General features: G+C 62.2%; 17 protein-coding genes and 2 tRNA genes. 2 read left to right on the top strand and 17 right to left on the bottom strand.

Annotated elements, in window-relative coordinates:
• Positions 1-335 precede the first annotated feature (335 nt).
• The 7 genes from dnaB to rnr all read right to left on the bottom strand — a co-directional run bounded on the left by dnaB (position 336) and on the right by rnr (position 7730).
• Positions 336-1730: a replicative DNA helicase gene (gene dnaB, locus DBO86_RS18165; RefSeq protein WP_075745233.1), complete on the bottom strand. Its 1395-nt coding sequence runs from the start codon at positions 1728-1730 to the stop codon at positions 336-338.
• A gap of 117 nt (positions 1731-1847) precedes the next feature.
• The gene (rplI, locus tag DBO86_RS18160) at positions 1848-2294 is read right to left on the bottom strand and encodes a 50S ribosomal protein L9 (RefSeq protein ID WP_108234431.1); all 447 of its coding nucleotides are present in this window, start codon (positions 2292-2294) and stop codon (positions 1848-1850) included.
• Positions 2295-2315: 21 nt separating this feature from the next.
• Positions 2316-3209 carry a YybS family protein gene (locus tag DBO86_RS18155; protein WP_104730035.1) on the bottom strand — a complete coding sequence of 298 codons (894 nt, stop codon included), beginning with the start codon at positions 3207-3209 and terminating at the stop codon, positions 2316-2318.
• 36 nt (positions 3210-3245) lie between these two features.
• Entirely contained in the window at positions 3246-3476 is a 231-nt protein-coding gene (gene rpsR / locus DBO86_RS18150; protein WP_003246847.1) for a 30S ribosomal protein S18, read from the bottom strand.
• A gap of 28 nt (positions 3477-3504) precedes the next feature.
• Positions 3505-3927, bottom strand: a complete 423-nt coding sequence (gene rpsF / locus DBO86_RS18145; RefSeq protein ID WP_003246846.1) for a 30S ribosomal protein S6 — start codon at positions 3925-3927, stop codon at positions 3505-3507.
• 546 nt (positions 3928-4473) lie between these two features.
• Positions 4474-5238, bottom strand: a complete 765-nt coding sequence (gene rlmB, locus DBO86_RS18140; RefSeq protein WP_074855070.1) for a 23S rRNA (guanosine(2251)-2'-O)-methyltransferase RlmB — start codon at positions 5236-5238, stop codon at positions 4474-4476.
• Positions 5235-7730 (bottom strand): ribonuclease R, encoded by a 2496-nt coding sequence (gene rnr / locus DBO86_RS18135; protein WP_108234430.1) that lies wholly within the window; start codon positions 7728-7730, stop codon positions 5235-5237. Before rnr ends, rlmB begins: the two co-directional genes overlap by 4 nt.
• A 207-nt stretch (positions 7731-7937) precedes the next feature.
• On the opposite strand from rnr, the gene DBO86_RS18130 reads away from it, so the two are divergent.
• Together DBO86_RS18130 and DBO86_RS18125 are read left to right on the top strand one after the other, a co-directional pair.
• Positions 7938-8024, top strand: a tRNA-Leu gene (locus DBO86_RS18130).
• Between the two features lie 83 nt (positions 8025-8107).
• Positions 8108-8194, top strand: a tRNA-Leu gene (locus DBO86_RS18125).
• A 121-nt stretch (positions 8195-8315) separates the two neighbouring features.
• Here the strand turns inward: DBO86_RS18125 and DBO86_RS18120 are convergent.
• The 10 genes from DBO86_RS18120 to mutL form a co-directional block, all read right to left on the bottom strand.
• Complete coding sequence (locus tag DBO86_RS18120; RefSeq protein WP_108234429.1) at positions 8316-10250, bottom strand: methyl-accepting chemotaxis protein; 1935 nt, start codon at positions 10248-10250, stop codon at positions 8316-8318.
• A 161-nt stretch (positions 10251-10411) separates the two neighbouring features.
• Positions 10412-11707 (bottom strand): adenylosuccinate synthase, encoded by a 1296-nt coding sequence (locus DBO86_RS18115; protein ID WP_108234428.1) that lies wholly within the window; start codon positions 11705-11707, stop codon positions 10412-10414.
• A gap of 56 nt (positions 11708-11763) precedes the next feature.
• Entirely contained in the window at positions 11764-12951 is a 1188-nt protein-coding gene (locus DBO86_RS18110) for an ATP phosphoribosyltransferase regulatory subunit (RefSeq protein ID WP_074855073.1), read from the bottom strand.
• Between the two features lie 37 nt (positions 12952-12988).
• Positions 12989-13174, bottom strand: coding sequence for a DUF2065 domain-containing protein (locus tag DBO86_RS18105; RefSeq protein WP_092379767.1), 186 nt, complete (start codon positions 13172-13174; stop codon positions 12989-12991).
• A gap of 105 nt (positions 13175-13279) precedes the next feature.
• Positions 13280-14149, bottom strand: coding sequence for a protease modulator HflC (gene hflC, locus DBO86_RS18100; protein ID WP_017678667.1), 870 nt, complete (start codon positions 14147-14149; stop codon positions 13280-13282).
• A complete protein-coding gene (gene hflK / locus DBO86_RS18095; RefSeq protein ID WP_075745215.1) occupies positions 14149-15315 on the bottom strand; it encodes an FtsH protease activity modulator HflK in 1167 nt (388 codons plus the stop codon). The genes hflC and hflK overlap by 1 nt, the downstream gene beginning before the upstream one ends.
• Positions 15316-15412: 97 nt before the next feature.
• On the bottom strand, positions 15413-16714 hold the full coding sequence (hflX, locus tag DBO86_RS18090) for a ribosome rescue GTPase HflX (RefSeq protein WP_108234427.1): 1302 nt from the start codon (positions 16712-16714) through the stop codon (positions 15413-15415).
• A 12-nt stretch (positions 16715-16726) separates the two neighbouring features.
• Positions 16727-16987, bottom strand: coding sequence for an RNA chaperone Hfq (hfq, locus tag DBO86_RS18085; protein ID WP_003459200.1), 261 nt, complete (start codon positions 16985-16987; stop codon positions 16727-16729).
• 100 nt (positions 16988-17087) lie between these two features.
• The gene (gene miaA, locus DBO86_RS18080) at positions 17088-18059 is read right to left on the bottom strand and encodes a tRNA (adenosine(37)-N6)-dimethylallyltransferase MiaA (RefSeq protein ID WP_108234426.1); all 972 of its coding nucleotides are present in this window, start codon (positions 18057-18059) and stop codon (positions 17088-17090) included.
• Positions 18060-18109: 50 nt separating this feature from the next.
• A complete protein-coding gene (gene mutL / locus DBO86_RS18075) occupies positions 18110-19981 on the bottom strand; it encodes a DNA mismatch repair endonuclease MutL (protein ID WP_108234434.1) in 1872 nt (623 codons plus the stop codon).
• Positions 19982-19987: the final 6 nt, after the last annotated feature.

The raw sequence follows: 19987 nt of genomic DNA, 5'->3' as shown, positions 1-19987 counted from the left end.
CGTAGTAGAGATCCACTCGATTGCACAGTGACATGAACTGATGACGAACCGGTCGCACCGACCTGTGTGTAACCTGCTGCATCCATCGGCCCTCTGCTTTGCAAGGCCGCTAGCCCGGTTAGGCGCACAGGAGCGAAATTCATCATGGCTCAAGGCTAACGCCTTATCAGAAGTCGAATATACGGAAGCAGTCGTACCTAGGTTCAGAGGCAGATTATTTCACTGGCAAAACGGGAGGAGTCCATATACGGATGCAATCCGGGGGCTTCTGCGCCGAGAGCCCCGGATTGCATCCGGCTACAGAACTCGCCCCTACGACGCCCGGGCTGAGAATCTCATTCGTCGTCGAACTGGTAGCTACCCGGCGCCAGGTTCTCGAAGCGCGAATACTTGCCGAGGAAGGCCAGGCGCGCGGTGCCCAGCGGGCCGTTACGCTGCTTGCCGATGATGATCTCGGCCACCCCCTTGTACTCGGTCTCGGGGTGATACACCTCATCGCGGTATACGAACATGATGATGTCGGCGTCCTGCTCGATTGCACCGGACTCACGCAAGTCGGAGTTGATCGGGCGCTTGTTGGGACGCTGTTCCAGACCACGGTTGAGCTGTGAAAGGGCGATGACCGGGCAGTTGAACTCCTTGGCTAAGCCCTTGAGCGAGCGCGAGATCTCGGAGATCTCGTTAACCCGGCTGTCGCCGCTGGAGCCGGGAATCTGCATCAGTTGCAGGTAGTCGACCATGATCAGGCCGATTTCGCCGTGCTCGCGCGCCAGGCGGCGGGTACGCGCGCGCATCTCGCTCGGTGAAATACCGGCGGTATCGTCGATGAACAGCTTACGGTCGTTGAGCAGGTTGACTGCGCTGGTCAGACGCGGCCAGTCATCGTCGTCGAGTTGGCCGGCACGTACCTTGGTCTGATCGATACGCCCCAGCGAGGCGAGCATACGAATCACGATGGATTCCGACGGCATCTCCAGCGAGTAGACGAGAATCGCCTTGTCGCTACGCATCAGCGCGTTTTCCACCAGGTTCATGGCGAAGGTGGTCTTACCCATCGACGGACGGCCGGCGACGATGATCATGTCGGCCGGCTGCAGGCCACTGGTCAAGTTATCCAGGTCATCAAAACCGGTGGACAGGCCGGTGATCGCGTCGCCGTTGTTGAACAGCGTGTCGATGCGGTCGATGGCCTTGACCAGAATGTCGTTGATGCCCACCGGCCCGCCAGTCTTGGGGCGGTCTTCGGCGATCTGGAAGATCAGGCGCTCCGCTTCGTCGAGAATCTCCTCGCCGGTACGGCCTTCCGGGGCGTAGGCACTGTCGGCAATCTCGTTGCTGATGCTGATCAGCTTGCGCAGCGTGGCGCGCTCACGAATGATCTGCGCATAGGCCTTGATGTTGGCCACCGACGGCGTGTTCTTCGCCAGCTCGGCGAGATAGGCCAGACCGCCGACCTGCGACAGTTGCCCTTCCTTGTCCAACTGCTCGGACAGGGTCACCACGTCGAAGGGTTCGTTACGCTCGGCCAGCTTGAAGATGGCGCGGAAGATCAGCCGGTGGTCGTGGCGATAGAAGTCGACATCCGACACACCATCGAGCACGCGCTCCCAGGCATTGTTGTCGAGCATCAGGCCGCCGAGCACCGCCTGTTCCGCCTCGATGGAGTGCGGTGGCACTTTCAGGGCGGCAGTCTGCAGGTCGTATTGCTCGGGAATGCTGATGTCGTTCATAGGCTCGGGAAGAAAATACTGCGATAGAAAAACAAAGGGCACGGATCGCAGAGCGATACCGTGCCCGATTGTCAGCAGACCTACGCTACAGCGCAAGTCCGCCTGGCGGCTACTTGATTAAGCAGCGACCACGATCACCTTGACGGTGGCTTCAACGTCGGTGTGCAGGTGCACAGCTACGTCGTATTCGCCAATCTGGCGAATGGTGCCGTTCGGCAGACGAACTTCAGCTTTGGCCACTTCAACGCCGGAGGCGGTCAGGGCGTCAGCGATGTCGTGGGTGCCGATGGAACCGAACAGCTTGCCTTCATCGCCAGCGGTGGCGGTGATGGTGACTTCCAGCTCAGCCAGCTGAGCAGCGCGAGATTCAGCGGAAGCTTTCTTCTCGGCAGCAGCTTTTTCCAGCTCGGCGCGACGGGCTTCGAACGCAGCTACGTTTTCAGCGGTAGCAGCGGTGGCTTTGCCTTGCGGCAGCAGGAAGTTACGGCCGTAACCGGCTTTAACGTTCACTTTGTCGCCCAGGTTGCCCAGATTGGCGATTTTTTCCAGCAGGATGACTTCCATTTGGGTCTTACCTCTTAACTTTTAACCTTCACCGTTCGCAGAGCCCGGGCCATTCTTGCGCGCCAGGCGACCGCGAAAATCAAACAGACTGTCGACGATGGCCAAGACCACCAGTAACGGATAGATCAGCTGCATGAACAGCAGGAGCGTGATGTACATGCCCACCAGCCAGAAGCGGGCGAGCCCACCCTTATCCACCAGGCCGTGCACCAGGGCGATCCCGGCGAACAGCAGCGGCACACTACACAGCGGCGTGAGCATGGCCAACTGCGGCCCCAGATTGGGACCTAGCATCATGCCCGCCAGCAGCAACAGCGCCTGCGGCAGCGACAGCCTCAGCGCGCGAAACTCGCGACCAAAACCGCCAGGGTTGTACAACACGGCCTGCCAGTAACGCCCAAGGATCAGGCTCAGCAAGCTCAGAATCTGCAGCAAGGCTGCCAGCAGTCCGGTCAGCACCGGTGCGATCAGTGCCTCGAGACGCTCGCGTTCACCCACCGACAATTGCTGGTGAGCCCCATCGAACATGGTTGGCAGCAGCTTCTGCAGCTCACCAGCCATGGCCGCGATGGGTTCGCGGAACACTGCCCCAAGGACAAATCCATACACCAGGCCCAGCGCCACACTGCTCAGCAGTATGCGGTTCCAGGTCCAGTTGGCGCGCAACAACAACGCCAACCCCAGCGCGCCGACCAGCACCAGCAAGGTGCGCGGTTCGCCGAAATACCACCAGGCAATCGCCGGTAGCATGGCCCAGGCCAGGATGCCGATGGCATCACTGGCTCCACGCCGCAACAGCACCAGGCTGCCAGCGGCGGCACTCAACCAGAACAACAGCGGCATCGCTGCCGATCCCACCACCACGAGGGTGGCCTGCATACGGCCGCGCATGATGTATTCAGCCAGGGCGCGCATGCGATCTATTCCTTAACTCTTGTCGACTGCCCGGTCTCAGCGGCCGTGGCTGTCGGTGTAGGGCAGCAGGGCCAGGAAGCGGGCGCGCTTGATAGCGGTGGCCAGCTGACGCTGATAACGAGCCTTGGTACCGGTGATACGGCTAGGAACGATTTTGCCGGTTTCCGAGATGTAGGCTTTCAGGGTGTTGAGATCTTTGAAATCGATCTCTTTCACGTCTTCAGCGGTGAAGCGGCAGAATTTACGACGACGGAAGAAACGTGCCATGTGATTGGCTCCTCAATAGATCCGTGGATTACTCGTCAGCGTTGTCGCTGTCGTTGCTGTCGCTGTCATCGCCGTCGTTGGACTCGGCGTTTTCAGGACGTTCACGACGCTCGCGGCGCTCACTGCGGTTTTCTTCGGCCTTCAGCATCTCGGACTGGCCAGTGACGGCCTCGTCGCGACGGATGACCAGGTTACGGATCACGGCGTCGTTGTAGCGGAAGTTGTCTTCCAGCTCGGCCAGGGCCTTGCCGGTGCACTCTACGTTGAGCATCACGTAGTGGGCTTTGTGGACGTTGTTGATGGCGTAAGCCAGCTGACGACGGCCCCAATCTTCCAGGCGGTGAATCTTGCCACCGTCTTCTTCGATCAGCTTGGTGTAACGCTCGACCATGCCGCCGACTTGCTCGCTCTGGTCCGGGTGAACCAGAAAGATGATTTCGTAATGACGCATAAATGCTCCTTACGGGTTGTAGCCTGCCAACTAAGGTGGTCAGGCAAGGAGTGGGTTTTTCTCGTGATGAGCTTGCCAGGCGGTAGGCGCGAAAGGGCCTGCCGTCACGGCAAGGGGCGCCATTCTAGAGAAGCCCCTCGCCGCACGCAAGGCAGATTGGCGATTATTTGAACAGCCAGCCGCGGGCGCATCCGTGGGCAGCAGGCCCCGAGCGTAAGACAACCTGGAGCGCAGAGCATAGGGCTAGGGTCTGTTGCCGTTTCGACGTGAGCCGCGTTGCTGCGCCTAGCCCCACGCAAAAACTGGCTCCGTCGCGGCCGTGCGCGAAACGGCAACAAACCCTAGGACGTAGGGCGGACCCAGGAGCGCAGCGAACAGTCCGCCAAGGCATACCGAGTCCAGCATTACGCTCCATCAGGACACCTGGCGTACTGCTTCGTGACGACTGCTGAATGCAGGAGGTAGAGCAGCGCAGAATGCCAAAGCCGAGTACGCCCTACGACGGCCGGGGTACGCAGCACGCACACCGGCCCGCAGTAATCGCTGTTACTTGGAGCTTTTTACCTGACGCTTATTGTTTCTCTGACGCACCGCCTCGAACAAGCAGACCCCGGTAGCAACCGAGACGTTGAGACTGCTGACACTGCCGCTCATGGGCAGCTTGACCAGGTAATCGCAATGCTCGCGGGTCAAACGGCGCATTCCCTTGCCCTCGGCCCCCATGACCAGCACGGTCGGCCCGGTCATGTCCTGCTGATAGACCTCAAGCTCGGCCTCACCGGCCGTACCAACCACCCACAGGCCGCGCTGCTGCAACTTCTCCAGACTGCGCGCCAGGTTGGTCACCGCCACCAGCGGAATCACCTCGGCAGCACCACAGGCCACCTTGCGTACCGTGGCGTTGAGGGTTGCCGATTTGTCCTTGGGCACAATCACCGCCAACGCGCCGGCGGCATCTGCCGTGCGCAGACAAGCCCCAAGGTTGTGCGGGTCGGTCACGCCGTCGAGCACCAGCAGCAAAGGCGGGCCCTCGCAGCGCTCAAGCAACTCCTCGAGCATCGCCTCGCCCCAGACCTGACTGGGGCTGACATCGGCAACCACACCCTGGTGCACACCCTCGACCCAGGCGTCCATCTCACGGCGCTCGCACTGCCCCACTTTTACGCGAGACTGCGCAGCCAGCTCCAGCAAGGGCTGCACCCGAGGATCACTGCGACCATCGGCCAGCCAGACCTGCTTCACCCGTTTGGGATGATGACGCAGCATGGCCTCTACGGCATGTACGCCGTAGATCTTTTCCAGATCACTCATGACTTGGCCTTACGCTTGCGCGGCTTTCCGGCAGCTGGCGGGGCACTGTCACTACGCCCGGAGCCTTTGCGCGCACCACCGGCCGGCTTGCTCGCCGACTTGCCGGCAGCGCCCTTGCCAGCCTTGGCGCCGGCCAGCAGCGCCTTCTTCACGTCTCGGCTCTTCTGCACGTCGGTATTGCCCATGCTCGGCGCCTTGCCAGCGCAACTGCCACGACCAATGGCCTCACGCTCAGCGGCCTGGGACAGTTCGAATTCAATCTTGCGCTCGTCGAGATCGACGCGCATGACCTTGACCTCGACGCTATCGCCCAAGCGGAAGCTGCGCCCACTGCGCTCGCCGGACAGACGATGGTGAACCGGGTCGAAGTGGTAGTAGTCGGCCGGCAGCGCGGTCACATGCACCAGGCCCTCGACGTATATGTCGCGCAGCTCGACGAAAATACCGAAACCGGTCACGGCAGTGATCACACCGGGGAAGGTCTCACCGACACGATCCTGCATGAACTCGCACTTGAGCCAGTTGACCACGTCGCGGGTCGCTTCGTCGGCACGGCGCTCGGTCATCGAGCACTGCTCGCCGAGCTTTTCCAGGGTCGCTTCGTCGTACGGATAGATACGCGCCTTGGGCATGACTGCCGCACCGGCACGCTCCACGTGCTTGGTGTCGCGCTTGGAACGGATCACGCTGCGAATGGCACGATGCGCCAACAGGTCGGGATAGCGACGGATCGGCGAGGTGAAGTGAGTGTAAGCCTCGTAATTGAGGCCGAAGTGCCCTTCGCTCTGCGCGCTGTACACCGCCTGACTCAGCGAACGCAGCATCACGGTCTGGATCAGGTGATAGTCCGGGCGCTCGCGGATGCTTTCCAGCAGGCGCTGATAGTCCTTGGGTGACGGACCATCCTTGGACTTGCCACGCTGCAGCGACAACCCCAGCTCACCGAGGAAGGCGTTGAGTTTCTCCAGGCGCTCCGGCGGCGGGCCACCGTGCACGCGATACAGTGACGGGATCTGGTGATCCTGCATGAAGCGCGCGGTGGCCACGTTGGCGGCCAGCATGCACTCCTCGATCAGTTTGTGCGCATCGTTGCGCTGGGTCGGGCGGATCTCCGCGATCTTGCGCCCTTCGCCGAAGATGATGCGGGTTTCCTGGGTCTCGAAGTCGATGGCGCCGCGCTCGTGACGAGCGGCGGCCAGTACCTGATACAGCGCGTAGAGCTGATTGAGGTGCGGCAGGACCTCCTTGTACTCGCTGCGCAGGGACTTGCCCTCGCTGCTCTTGGGATCTTCCAGCATCAGGCTGACCTTGTTGTAGGTCAGGCGCGCATGGGAGTGGATCACCGCCTCGTAGAACTTGTAGTCGACCATCTGGCCGCTCTTGGACATGGTCATTTCGCAGACCATGGCAAGGCGATCGACATGCGGGTTGAGCGAGCACAGGCCGTTGGACAGTTCCTCCGGCAGCATCGGTACGACGCGCTCGGGGAAATACACCGAGTTGCCGCGCACGACCGCCTCGGCATCCAGCGCCGAGCCGACCTTGACGTAGTGCGAGACGTCGGCGATGGCCACGTAGAGTTTCCAGCCACCGGAGAACAACTTCCAACGGCTGCTGTTCTTCTCGCAGTAGACCGCATCGTCGAAGTCGCGGGCGTCTTCACCATCGATGGTGACGAAAGGCAGATGGCGCAAGTCGATGCGCTTCTCCTTGTCCTTCTCCTCCACCTCAGGCTTGAGCTTGCGCGCTTCCTTGACTACCGCCTCGGGCCAGACGTGCGGGATGTCGTAGCTGCGCAGCGCCACGTCGATCTCCATGCCCGGCGCCATGTAGTTGCCGATTACCTCGACGATGTCGCCCTGCGGCTGGAAACGCTGCGTAGGCCAGTGAGTGATCTTGATCTCGACGAACTGACCAATGCGCGCACCGGCAGTGCGCCCTGGGGTGACCAGCACTTCCTGCTGGATCTTGGGATTGTCGGCAACGACGAAGCCGATGCCGTTCTCTTCGTAGTAACGGCCGACGATGCTCTCGTGAGCACGGCTGATCACCTCGACGATGCTGCCTTCGCGACGGCCGCGCCGGTCGAGACCGGCCACGCGCACCAGGGCACGGTCACCATCGAACACCAGACGCATCTGCGCCGGACTGAGGAAAAGGTCATCACTGCCGTCATCCGGCACGAGGAAGCCGAAGCCGTCGCGGTGACCGCTGATGCGCCCGCAGATCAGATCGAGCTTGTCCACCGGCGCGTAGGTGCCGCGGCGGGTATAGATGAGCTGACCATCGCGCTCCATGGCGCGCAGGCGGCGGCGCAGCGCTTCAAGCTGGTCCTCGGTATCGAGACCGAACTCTTCGACCAGCTGCTCGCGACTGGCGGGCGAACCTCGCTCGGCCAGATGGGCCAGGATCAGTTCGCGACTGGGGATGGGGTTGTCGTATTTTTCCGCCTCGCGGGCGGCCTCGGGATCGAGGGATTGCCAATCGGCCATGTAGGAAGGATTACCTATGCTTATGTATAAAGGTGTATGCCATCTGCCTATTGAAGCGCGAAAACGTCATTCGCGGCAGCTTTTCCGGCGACAATAATTTTTTTGCGGTCAGGGGTTTACAAGGTAAATGCCCGCCCGTATAGTTCGCGCCCACAGCGTCGAGCAGACGTTGTAACACGAAGCAGATGATGATTCATCAGTTTCAGTGCCCAGGTGGCGGAATTGGTAGACGCGCTGGTTTCAGGTATCAGTGGCTTAACGGCCGTGGAAGTTCGAGTCTTCTCCTGGGCACCAAATTTCGTGAAGTGGTCTGATAAGCCATTTTGCAAATAACGGATGCAACGCTCCGTGTCGGTAACGACGAACATTGCTGCAGTGCCCAGGTGGCGGAATTGGTAGACGCGCTGGTTTCAGGTATCAGTGACTTAACGGTCGTGGAAGTTCGAGTCTTCTCCTGGGCACCAAATTTCAAAAAACCGAGCCAATGGCTCGGTTTTTTATTGCCCACGAAAAAGCAGACCTCCTCGCAGGGCGCGCTACGCCCCCCGCCCAGACCATAGAACAGCGAGGTGCGCACTGCGTACCCTACACTTTGAATTGCCCTAGGCTGGCCTTGAGCTGAGCTGCCAGCTCGTCCAACGCGCGCGCATTGCCGGCTATCGCTGCCACCGCCTCTGCCGCACGCTGCGCTTCGGCATGAATGATCTCGACACGCCCGCGTACCGCTCCCGCACCGTCCGCCTGATGTGCCGCGGCCTGAGTTGCCGCATTGATGGCGCCATGCACTTCGTCTACCGACTGCTGCACCGATTGCTGCAGGCGCGCACTGTCACGCAGCACCTGCAGCCCTTCACTACCTTGCGCGCCCGCCTGGGCGATGGCGGCGACCGCCTCCTGCGCGCCCCGCTGCAGGGCAGCGATATGGGTCTGGATATCGCCGGTGGACTGCTGAGTCTTGCTCGCCAGCGCACGCACCTCGTCAGCCACCACGGCAAACCCGCGACCACTCTCACCAGCGCGCGCCGCCTCGATGGCGGCATTGAGCGCGAGCAGGTTGGTCTGTTCGGCGATGGACTGAATCACCGTCAGTACCACCTCGATCTGCTCGCTCTGCTTGGCCAGCCGCTCGATCACCGCCGAACCATCAGCCACCCGCGCCACCAAGCCTTCGATCAGCGCTGACAGACGCTGAGCAATCGCCGCATTTTCGTGCGCGGCCTGGCGGATGGTGTCGACGCGCTGCAGCGCATCCTGCATGGCCTGGCTTTCCGCCTGCGCCTCATCGGCCATTTGCTCCAACGCCTGCAGGCTGCCCGCCACCTCATCGCGCTGACGACCAGCAGCGGCCTCGGCCGCCACGCCGCGCTGAGTCAGGCTGCGAATCTGCTCACCGGTACGCAACGCCACCTCACCCGACTCACGCACGATGGGTTGCAGCTTGGCGATGAAGCGATTGACTGCATCGGCCATCTCGCCGACCTCGTCCTGACTGTCGATGCTCACGCGCCGGGTCAGATCGCCCTCGCCCGCAGCCAGATCGTTCAGCGCCGCGCTGAGCAGGCGCAAGCGACTGAGCACTCGCCAGCCAAGCACCAGCGCCACCACGACCATTGCCAGCGCCCCCACGATCAACAGGCCGAGGGCGATGTTCCAGCGCAGCGAATCCGCCGCCACGCGCACCGACTCACCACCGTTGCGTGCCATTTCCTGGGTGTAGCGCTCAGCCGACTGCAGACGCTCGCGCAGCGCACCGGTCGCCTCCTCGGCAGCACCTGCCAGGCTGCTGTCGACCAACTCACCGGCACCACTGACCAACGACGCAAAGCGGCCGTCGAGCGCGGCCAGCTCCTTTTCCACCACATCCAGTGACAGGCCCATCTGCACCTTGCCGATCGACGCCCCCATCGGACTGATTTGCGCCTCGACCACGTATACACGCGGATCACGCGAGGCCGCCTCCACCAGCTTCTCCAGCGGCGAGTCACCCTGCCCGGCAGCGACCAGCTCACGCACCTGCGCATTACTGCGATTGAAGTTGCGCGTCAGGCGCTGACCATCGGCGTCATAGATGATGGCGAACAACACCGCCGGATCCTGCTGGGCGATTCGGGTAAGCGCAGTGAGCGCAGGAATATCCAGATCCCAAATGGACTTCGGCGCCACCCCAGCCAGCAATTGCGCGAGCGCCTGACCGGACTGTTTGAGATTGCCCTCGAGTACCACGCGCAACTGAGCCTGCTCATCCTTCAACTGCCCGGAAAGCCCCTCACCAAGGCGAGCCCGGGTACTGCCGGCCAACGCAGCGAGGCCCTGACTCATCTCACGCTCAGCCATGTTCAACTCTTCACCCAGGCGGCGGCTCTCACCGCCCAGACGCTGCGCCAGATCCTCGACCATGCCGTCGACCGAGGCGCGCATCAGCCAAACAGCCAAACCGACCTGCACCAACATGGCCAGGCCAAGCGCGACGAACACCGGGCGCAACAAACGGCTACGCAACATGGAAACGATGGCGAACACTGGGGACACTCCTCAACAACCGTAATAGCTATAACGGCGACTTCCGGGATTTATTGAATATAAGCAAAGCGCATGCCCAGCTCCTATGCAGGAGCGCCCGTACGGACGGACACAAAAAAGCCGCCCGAAGGCGGCTCCTGTGCGACTCGAGAGCATCTCGATCAGGCAAACGGATGACGCAGTACGATGGTTTCGTTGCGATCCGGGCCGGTAGAGATGATGTCGATCGGCGCACCAACCAGCTCTTCCACACGCTTGATGTAGGCACGAGCAGCGGCCGGCAGGTCTTCCAGGGTCTTGGCGCCCAGGGTGGATTCGCTCCAGCCGGGCATTTCCTCGTAGACCGGCTGCAGGCCGATGTAGCTGTCGGCGTCGGTCGGCGCATCGACCAGCACCTGGCCATTGGCGTCTTTGTAGCCGGTGCAGATACGGATGGTTTCCAGACCGTCGAGCACGTCCAGCTTGGTCAGGCACAGGCCGGAGATGCTGTTGATCTCGATGGCGCGACGCAGGATCACCGCATCGAACCAGCCGCAACGACGGGCACGACCAGTGGTGGCGCCGAACTCGTGGCCACGCTTGGCGAGGAAGGCGCCAACGTCATCGAACAGCTCGGTCGGGAACGGGCCGGAACCGACCCGGGTGGTGTAGGCCTTGGTGATACCGAGGATGTAGTCCAGGTACAGCGGACCGAAACCGGAGCCGGTGGCGATACCGCCAGCGGTGGTGTTGGAGCTGGTCACGTAGGGGTAGGTGCCATGGTCGATGTCCAGCAGCGAACCCTGGGCACCTTCGAACATGATGTCCTTGCCCTCACGACGCAGGTCATGCAGCACCGCGGTGACGTCAGCCATCATCGGCTTGAGCAGCTCGGCGTATTCCATGCACTCGTCGAGTGTCTTCTGGAAGTCGATGGCCGGCTCTTTATAGAAGTTGACCAGCTGGAAGTTGTGGTAGTCCAGCAGTTCACCCAGCTTGGCGGCGAAGCGCTCGCGGTGGAACAGGTCACCGACACGCAGGCCACGACGCGCGACCTTGTCTTCGTAGGCTGGGCCGATACCGCGACCGGTGGTGCCGATCTTGGCATCGCCACGCGCCTTCTCACGCGCCTGATCCAGCGCCACGTGATAGGACAGGATCAGCGGGCAGGCTGGGCTGATGCGCAGACGCTCACGCACCGGCACACCCTTCTCTTCCAGCTTGGTGATTTCGCGCATCAGAGCATCGGGAGCGACGACCACACCGTTGCCGATCAGGCACTCGACGCCGGCACGCAGGATACCGGACGGAATCAGGTGCAGGACGGTCTTCTCACCGTTGATCACCAGGGTGTGGCCAGCGTTGTGACCGCCCTGATAACGCACGACTGCAGCGGCATGCTCGGTGAGCAGGTCGACGATCTTGCCCTTGCCCTCATCACCCCATTGGGTGCCCAGGACGACGACATTCTTACCCATAAACTTGTCCTCTTCGCGCAAGCTTCGATGCCGGCCGCGGGCCGGCGAAAATGTATTCAGGACGCCAGGGGCGCCACCTGCCAACGTCCATCGCGCAGCGTCAGCAGGCGATCACAGCCTGCTTCGCGCGCATCCGCCTCGCTCTGCCCGGGCAGCGCCTGTACCACGCGCTCGCCCTCACCACGCAGACGACGAACGGCCTGCCACAGATAGAGGTCATGATTGTCCGGCGCCCAGACACCGCTGAGCGCCTCATCCACACGCATGTCACCCAGGGTTACCAGGGTCTTCAGGTCCGTGGAGAAGCCGGTAGCCGGGCGCGCACGACCGAATACCGCGCCAGTATCGTCATAACGCCCCCCCTGAGCGATGGCACCGCCCTCACCCGGCACGAAGGCCGCGAACACCACGCCGGTGTGATAGTTGTAGCCGCGCAACTCGCCCAGGTCGAAGTACAGCGGCAGCTCCGGATAACGCAGCTCCAGCGCATCGGCGATGGCCACCAGCTCATCGAGCGCAGCGTGCACCGCATCCGGCGCCTCGACCAGCACGGCCTGGGCCAGATCCAGCACTTCCCGGCCGCCACACAGCTCGGCGAGCGAACGCAGCATGCTGCCCAGGCCCGCCGGCAACGCGGCGGTCAGGCTCTCGATCTCATCCATGGCCTTGCGCTGCAGCGCATCGAACAGTTGCTGCTCGGCCTCACCGGACAGACCGGCGGCACGCGCCAGACCACGGTAGATGCCGACATGACCGAGATCCATGTGCACGTCCGGCACCGCAGCCAGCTCGAGGGTCTCGACCAGCAGGCTGATCACTTCGATGTCGCTAGCCGGACTGGCGTCGCCATAGAGCTCGGCACCCAGCTGGATCGGGCTACGCGAGGTAGTCAGTGCACGCGGCTGCGCATGCAACACGCTGCCGGCATAGCACAGACGGCTCGGCCCCTCACGGCGCATGGTGTGAGCATCGATGCGCGCCACCTGCGGGGTGATGTCGGCACGAAAGCCCATCTGCCGACCGGACAACGGATCGGTGACCTTGAAGGTACGCAGGTCGAGATCCTGGCCAGCGCCAGTCAGCAGGGATTCCAGGTACTCGATATGGGGGGTGACGACGAACTCGTAACCCCAACGTTGGAACAGATCCAGCACCTGACGGCGTGCCGCCTCGATGCGTGCCGCTTCCGGCGGCAGTACTTCTTCGATGCCATCTGGCAGCAGCCAGCGGTCTACCGTTGCCATTTCGCCATTCCCCTCTCGATCCGGGCGGCACAAGCCTTCAGTGAAGCAGATATAGAAGGGCCGAACCCAGCAGCATGCTGGCCAGCCCCATAAGGCGCAGTCGGCGGTCGGGCAGACGAGCTGCCTGCATGACCGCTCCGCGCCAATGGCGCGGATAGAGGAAGGGCAGGATGCCTTCCAGCACCAATACCAGACACAGTGCGATGCCGAGTTCCTGCCACATGATTCCCACAGACGCAAAAAAGCCGGGATTTTCCCGGCTGCCGCATGATACCACGTTTTACCTTGCGGTCACCCTGGCGACGCATCGCGCCGCCAGGGTTGCCGATCAAGGCCTGGATTTTTCCAGGTAGCGGAAGAAATCGCTGCCCGGGTCCAGCACCAGCACATCACGCTTGTCAGCGAAGCTTTCGCGGTAAGCCTGCAGACTACGGTAGAAGGAGTAGAACTCCTGATCCTGACCGAAGGCGTTGGCGTAGATGGACGCAGCCTGGGCATCACCGTCACCGCGCAGCTCTTCAGCTTCACGATAGGCTTCAGCCAGCAGTACGCGGCGCTGACGATCGGCATCGGCGCGAATACCTTCGGCCAGCTCACGACCCTTGGCGCGATGCTCGCGCGCTTCACGCTCACGCTCGGTGCTCATCCGCTCGAACACGCTGCGGTTCACTTCGCGCGGCAGGTCGATGGCCTTGACCCGAACATCGACCACTTCGATACCCAACTCACGCTCGGCGGCGCGGTTGAGGGTCGCGGTCACGTCAGCCATCAGCGCATCACGCTCGCCGGATACCGATTCGTGCAGGGTGCGCTTACCGAACTGGTCACGCAGCGATGCTTCCAGACGACGCGCCAGACGCTCGTCGGCGACCTGCTTCATGCCCGAGGTGGACTGATAGAAGCGCTCGGCATCCTTCACCCGCCACTTGGCATAGGCATCGACCATCAGCGCTTTCTTCTCCAGGGTCAGGAAGCGCGAGGACGTCGAGTCCAGCGTCAGCAGACGACCGTCGAAGATACGCACCTGGTTGACGTAGGGGATCTTCACATGCAGGCCGGGCTGCACATCAGGCTGAACCACTCGCCCGAACTGCAACAGCACCGCACGCTCGGTCTGCGCCACGATATAGAAGCTGTTCCACGCCACCAGGGCCACAACCACGGCCACGATCAGGCCGATCAGGGACTTGTTGTTCATCAACGGCCCTCCCGGGTACGCAGGTTACGCTGCGACATATCGCTGCTCAGCGGCACGGCCGGATCACGCGCTGTCGAATTGCTGCTGTTGGCAGAACTGGAGGAAGAAGCACCACCACGGCTGTCGATCATCTTGTCCAGCGGCAGATAGAGCAGGTTGTTCTGCCCCTTGTCACCGGTGACCAGAACCTTGCTGGTGTTGCTCATCACTTCCTGCATGGTGTCGATGTACAGACGCTCGCGAGTGATCTCGGGCGCCTTGCGGTACTCGGCGACCAGCTTGGTGAAGCGATCAGCCTCACCCTGGGCACGAGCGATGACTTCATCACGGTAACCGTTGGCCTCTTCCAGCAGACGCTGGGCCTGACCACGCGCTTCCGGAATCACGCCGTTGGCGTAGGACTCGGCCTGGTTCTTCTCGCGTTGCTCGTCTTCACGGGCACGGATCACGTCATCGAAGGCTTCCTGAACCTCACGCGGCGCCGCAGCGCTCTGGATGTTCACCTGAGTGATGGTGATACCGGTGCGGTAGTTGTCGAGGAAACGCTGCAGGCGCTCACGCACCTCGCTGGCTATCAGCTCACGACCTTCGGTCAGCACCTGATCCATCTCGGTGGAACCCACCACATGGCGCACGGCACTGTCGGTAGCGTGCTGCAGACTGACTTCCGGCTGCTCGACGTTGAGCACGAAGTCCTGCAGGTTGCTCACCCGATACTGCACGGTCAGCGGCACTTCGATGATGTTCTCGTCTTCGGTCAGCATGGCGCCCTGCTTACTGTAGGCGCGCTCACGCGTGACGTTTTCCTGGAACTTGCGATCGATTGGCGGGAAATAGATATTCAGGCCCGGACCAACGGTCTCGTGGTACTTACCGAAGCGCAGCACCACGGCCTGCTCCTGTTCGTCCACCACGTAGATCGCGCTGTACAGCCATACCACCGCCAACAGGCCGAGACCGACGAACAGCAGGCCGAAGCCACCGCCGCCACTGCGACCAGAGTCGTCGTCACCACGTTTCTTGCCACCGCCAAACAGCCCGTTGAGGCTTTCTTGCAGCTTGCGGAACGCTTCGTCGAGATCCGGCGGCCCCTGCCGGCCACCGCCTTTGCGGCCGCCCCAAGGGTCTTGATTGTTCGAGTTGCCACCCGGCTCATTCCAAGCCATAGCGTTCACCGTACTAATAAAGCGAAGGCGCGCCCACGGCGCGCCGGCCAATGCTACCCAAAGCCCTATGGTGACAGCAAAGCCACCGTCCCAGGCTTTATTGCAAAGTATGTTGCTCGATGAAGGTTTGAGGCTCCAAACCTTCGCGACTCACCAGGCGATTGAGCTCGACTCGCGGCAAACGTACCGCCAGCAAGCTGCGCCCCAACTCGTCATGTTCTTCGCTCTGCACCGCCCCCAACGCGAAGAACTGCGCACGCAGTCGCCCCAAACGTTGCGGCAGCTGCAGCGTGGCGACGAACAAATCTTCGCCCAACAGCTCCGCCACTGCTTGACGCAACAGCTCAAGACCACGCCCCTCGCGGGCCGACAACCAGACACGCAGCGGCTTGCCATCAGCATCGCGCTGGATCTGCGGCTCGACACCATCCAACAAATCCAGCTTGTTGTATACCTCGAGCATCGGCAACTCGTGTGCGCCGATCTCCTTGAGCACGTTCTGCACCTGCTCGATCTGCGCCATGCGCTCAGGCTCATGGGCGTCGATCACATGCAACAGCAGGTCGGAATTGCTCGATTCTTCAAGCGTAGCGCGGAAAGCCTCGACCAGCTTGTGCGGCAGATGGCGAATGAAACCCACGGTATCGGCCAGTACCACGGGACCCAGGTCGTCGAGCTGCAGACGGCGCAGGGTCGGATCGAGTGTGGCGAACAGTTGATCGGCCGCATACACCTCGGAGGTGGTCAGGGCATTGAACAAGGTGGACTTGCCGGCGTTGGTGTACCCCACCAGGGAGACCGATGGAATATCCGCGCGCCTGCGCCCACGGCGCGCCTGCTCGCGCTGACTGCGCACCTTCTCGAGCTTCTGCTTGATCTGGCGAATACGCACGCGCAACAAGCGGCGGTCGGTTTCCAGCTGGGTTTCACCCGGACCACGCAGGCCGATACCACCCTTCTGCCGCTCGAGGTGGGTCCAGCCACGCACCAGGCGCGTGCTCATGTGATCAAGCTGAGCCAACTCGACCTGCAGCTTGCCTTCGTGAGTGCGCGCACGCTGGGCGAAGATATCGAGGATCAACCCGGTACGATCGAGCACACGGCATTCGAAGGCACGCTCGAGGTTGCGCTCCTGGCTGGGCGTCAGGGTGTGATTGAAGATGACCAGGTCGGCCTCGGCGGCCTTGACGTGGTCGCGCAGCTCCTCGACCTTGCCGCTGCCGATAAGGAACTTGGCAGTCAGACGACTGCTGGGCACACTGAAGAAAGCGACCATGTCGGCGCCTGCCGACATGGCCAATTCCTGGAACTCCTGGGGGTCTTCGCTCGCCTCGGAGTCTTGGCCTTCCAGATGAACCAGGATGGCCCGCTCACCGCCCTCATGACGCTCGAAGAACAATGCAGCCCCCTATCAGGCGTTACCTGGCTCGCCATCGGCCTGCTCGGCATCGCCAGCACTCGGCAGGCGCACCGGACGGCTGGGTACGACGGTGGAAATGGCGTGTTTGTAGACCATCTGGCTGACAGTGTTCTTCAGCAGGATGACGAACTGGTCGAAGGATTCGATCTGGCCCTGCAGCTTGATGCCGTTGACCAGATAGATGGAAACAGGGACGCGTTCCTTACGCAGGGTATTCAGGTAAGGGTCTTGTAGCGAATGCCCTTTTGACATGTGCCGCACTCCTTTCGAGGATCAATTTCAATAATTTTAGTAGGTAAACAATGGCTTCAGGCCGTCCCACCCCCAAGGATAGACGACCAGCGGCAAGGTCTCATTTCAATATGGAGACGCTTTCCAGGTATTTCAAGACGCGAGACAGATTGTCGCAGGCCAGGCTATCGAGCCAATGCAAGTTCTCCCAACCGCGTAGCCAGGTGAACTGACGCTTGGCCAATTGCCGCGTGGCGATGATGCCCCGCTCGACCATCTCGTCCCGGGACAGCTCGCCATCGAGGTATTCCCATACCTGGCGATAACCCACCGCCCGTATAGACGGCAATCCCGCGTGCAAGTCACTTCGTCTACGCAGGGCTTCGACCTCTTCCACGAAACCCTGTTCCAACATCACCCGAAATCGTTGAGCGATGCGGTCATACAAAACCTGACGCTGCGCTGGTGCGATAGCAAGCTGAGCAACAGTATAGGGTAATTGCCCGGCGCCTGATGTACCCGCATCGGGATTTCCTGCAGCCTGGCGCAGGCGATGCTCGGTCATGCTCAGGCCGCTCACGCGATAGACCTCAAGCGCCCGAGTCAGACGCTGCGGATCGTTGGGATGGATGCGCGCGGCGGACTCTGGATCGACCTCAGCCAGCTCCCGATGCAGCGCCTCCCAACCTTCGGCTGCAGCCCTTGCTTCCAGCTCGGCACGGATGGCCGGGGCGGCGCTGGGCATATCGGCCAAGCCCTCCAACAGCGCCTTGTAATAGAGCATGGTGCCGCCTACCAGCAGCGGAATACGGCCACGCGCCGTGCTCTCGGCCATGGCGGCCAGCGCATCGGCGCGAAACTCCGCCGCCGAATAGCTCTCGGCCGGATCACGAATATCGATCAGGGCGTGAGGAAACGCGTCGAGAATGACGCGCTCAGGCTTGGCCGTGCCGATGTCCATGCCACGATAGATCAGCGCCGAATCAACGCTGATCAGGTCACACGGCAAGACGCGCGCCAGCTCCAGGGCCAGGTCAGTCTTGCCAGCGGCTGTCGGGCCCATCAGGAAGATTGCAGGAGGAAGCGCAGGCATCGATATAACTCGGCAACAAAGACGGGAGCCCTCGGCGGGGCATTGCTCAATTACTGACCACGCATGAACAACTTGTCGAGCTGATCCATGCTCAATTGCGTCCAGGTCGGACGCCCGTGGTTGCACTGGCCGCTGCGCTCGGTCTGTTCCATATCACGCAATAGGGCGTTCATCTCGGGAATGGTCAGGCGCCGGTTGGCGCGCACCGCACCATGGCAGGCCATGGTCGCCAGCAGCTCGTTGAGGTGCGCCTGGATACGGTCGCTGGTGCCATATTCGAGCAGATCGGCCAGCACGTCGCGCACCAACTGGGTCGCTTCGGCCTGCTTGAGCAGCGCCGGAATCTGGCGGATCGCCAGCGTCTCCTCTCCCAGGCGCTGCAATTCGAAGCCCAGACGCTGGAACCACTGGCCATGCTCCTCGGCGCAGTCGGCTTCGCGCTGACTGAGAGCGATAGACTCCGGTACCAGCAACGGCTGGCCGCGCAACCCCTCACTGGCCATCGCATGCTTCAGGCGCTCGTAGGTGATGCGCTCATGCGCGGCGTGCATGTCCACCACAACCATGCCCTGGGCATTCTCGGCGAGGATGTAGACCCCCTTGAGCTGCGCCACGGCATAGCCGAGCGGCGGAATGTCGCCCTGCTCCTGCGGCAGCGCTGCGGACGACGCAGCGGGCAGCGGGGCGAAATACTCGCGATAGGTGGCTTGCGCTTCGGCAGCCGGTACGCCGGGGTTGCTAGCTTGTTGCTGATAACCAGCACCTGCACCACGCCAGGCCGGCTGCGCATTGGCCACCGGGGTTTCCAGCACACTGGCAGCCAGACCCATTTCGCCCTGCGGGCCAAATTCTCCGGCGGCCAGGCCGCTTGCACGCGACATGGGGGAGATGGCCGCCGGAGCGGCCACCTGATCTTCCGGGCGTACATCGGCCAGCGCACGGTGCAACGTACCGTAAAGGAAGTCATGTACCATGCGGCTGTCACGGAAGCGCACTTCGTGCTTGGTCGGGTGAACGTTGACGTCCACCGTGCTCGGGTCGATTTCCAGAAACAGCACAAAGGTCGGGTGACGGCCGTTGAACAGCACGTCGCGATAGGCCTGGCGCACCGCATGAGCGACCAGCTTGTCGCGCACCATGCGGCCGTTGACATAGAAATACTGCAGATCCGCCTGACTGCGCGAGAAGGTGGGCAAGCCGACCCAGCCCCACAGGCGCAGACCGCCGCGCTCGATCTCGATGGGCAGCGCCTGCTCGAGGAACGCCGGGCCGCAAACCGAGGCCACACGACGCGCCCGGCTGATCTCGTCACCCGCCTCGTGCAGGCTGAGCACCGTCTTGCCGTTATGGCGCAGGTGAAAGCCGACATCGAAACGGGCCAGCGCCAGGCGCTTGATCACTTCCTGCAGGTGATCGAATTCGGTTTTCTCGGCGCGCAGGAACTTGCGCCGTGCCGGGGTATTGAAGAACAGATCTCGTACTTCCACCGAGGTGCCCACCGGGTGCGCAGCTGGCTGCACCCGTGGCTCCATGTCACGCCCCTCGGTTTCCACCTGCCAGGCCTGGTCGGCGTCGGCGGTACGCGAGGTCAGGGTCAGGCGCGACACCGAGCTGATCGAGGCCAGCGCCTCGCCGCGAAAGCCCATGCTGAGCACGGCCTCGAGATCTTCCAGCTCGCGAATCTTGCTGGTGGCGTGGCGAGCCAGGGCCAGCGGCAGGTCGTCCGGGGCGATGCCGCTGCCGTCGTCACGCACCTTGAGCAACTTGACGCCGCCCTGCTCGACGTCGATATCGATACGCCGCGCACCGGAGTCAAGGCTGTTTTCCAGCAGTTCCTTGGCGACCGAAGCCGGACGCTCGACCACCTCGCCCGCAGCGATCTGGTTGGCCAGGCGCGGGCTGAGCAAATGAATACGGGACATGACACT

The sequence above is a fragment of the Ectopseudomonas oleovorans genome, from assembly GCF_003052605.1.
Classification (GTDB): domain Bacteria; phylum Pseudomonadota; class Gammaproteobacteria; order Pseudomonadales; family Pseudomonadaceae; genus Aquipseudomonas; species Aquipseudomonas oleovorans_A.
The sequence above is the reverse complement of the archived record's forward strand: the minus strand, read 5'-3'. Positions and strand labels throughout refer to the sequence as shown.

Excerpts from the sequence above, each read along its gene's own strand:
- dnaB (WP_075745233.1), bottom strand. The coding sequence starts at position 1,730 with ATGAACGACATCAGCATTCCCGAGCAATACGACCTGCAGACTGCCGCC.
- rplI (WP_108234431.1), bottom strand. The coding sequence starts at position 2,294 with ATGGAAGTCATCCTGCTGGAAAAAATCGCCAATCTGGGCAACCTGGGC.
- DBO86_RS18155 (WP_104730035.1), bottom strand. The coding sequence starts at position 3,209 with ATGCGCGCCCTGGCTGAATACATCATGCGCGGCCGTATGCAGGCCACC.
- rpsR (WP_003246847.1), bottom strand. The coding sequence starts at position 3,476 with ATGGCACGTTTCTTCCGTCGTCGTAAATTCTGCCGCTTCACCGCTGAA.
- rpsF (WP_003246846.1), bottom strand. The coding sequence starts at position 3,927 with ATGCGTCATTACGAAATCATCTTTCTGGTTCACCCGGACCAGAGCGAG.
- rlmB (WP_074855070.1), bottom strand. The coding sequence starts at position 5,238 with ATGAGTGATCTGGAAAAGATCTACGGCGTACATGCCGTAGAGGCCATG.
- rnr (WP_108234430.1), bottom strand. The coding sequence starts at position 7,730 with ATGGCCGATTGGCAATCCCTCGATCCCGAGGCCGCCCGCGAGGCGGAA.
- DBO86_RS18115 (WP_108234428.1), bottom strand. The coding sequence starts at position 11,707 with ATGGGTAAGAATGTCGTCGTCCTGGGCACCCAATGGGGTGATGAGGGC.
- DBO86_RS18110 (WP_074855073.1), bottom strand. The coding sequence starts at position 12,951 with ATGGCAACGGTAGACCGCTGGCTGCTGCCAGATGGCATCGAAGAAGTA.
- DBO86_RS18105 (WP_092379767.1), bottom strand. The coding sequence starts at position 13,174 with ATGTGGCAGGAACTCGGCATCGCACTGTGTCTGGTATTGGTGCTGGAA.
- hflC (WP_017678667.1), bottom strand. The coding sequence starts at position 14,149 with ATGAACAACAAGTCCCTGATCGGCCTGATCGTGGCCGTGGTTGTGGCC.
- hflK (WP_075745215.1), bottom strand. The coding sequence starts at position 15,315 with ATGGCTTGGAATGAGCCGGGTGGCAACTCGAACAATCAAGACCCTTGG.
- hfq (WP_003459200.1), bottom strand. The coding sequence starts at position 16,987 with ATGTCAAAAGGGCATTCGCTACAAGACCCTTACCTGAATACCCTGCGT.
- miaA (WP_108234426.1), bottom strand. The coding sequence starts at position 18,059 with ATGCCTGCGCTTCCTCCTGCAATCTTCCTGATGGGCCCGACAGCCGCT.
- mutL (WP_108234434.1), bottom strand. The coding sequence starts at position 19,981 with ATGTCCCGTATTCATTTGCTCAGCCCGCGCCTGGCCAACCAGATCGCT.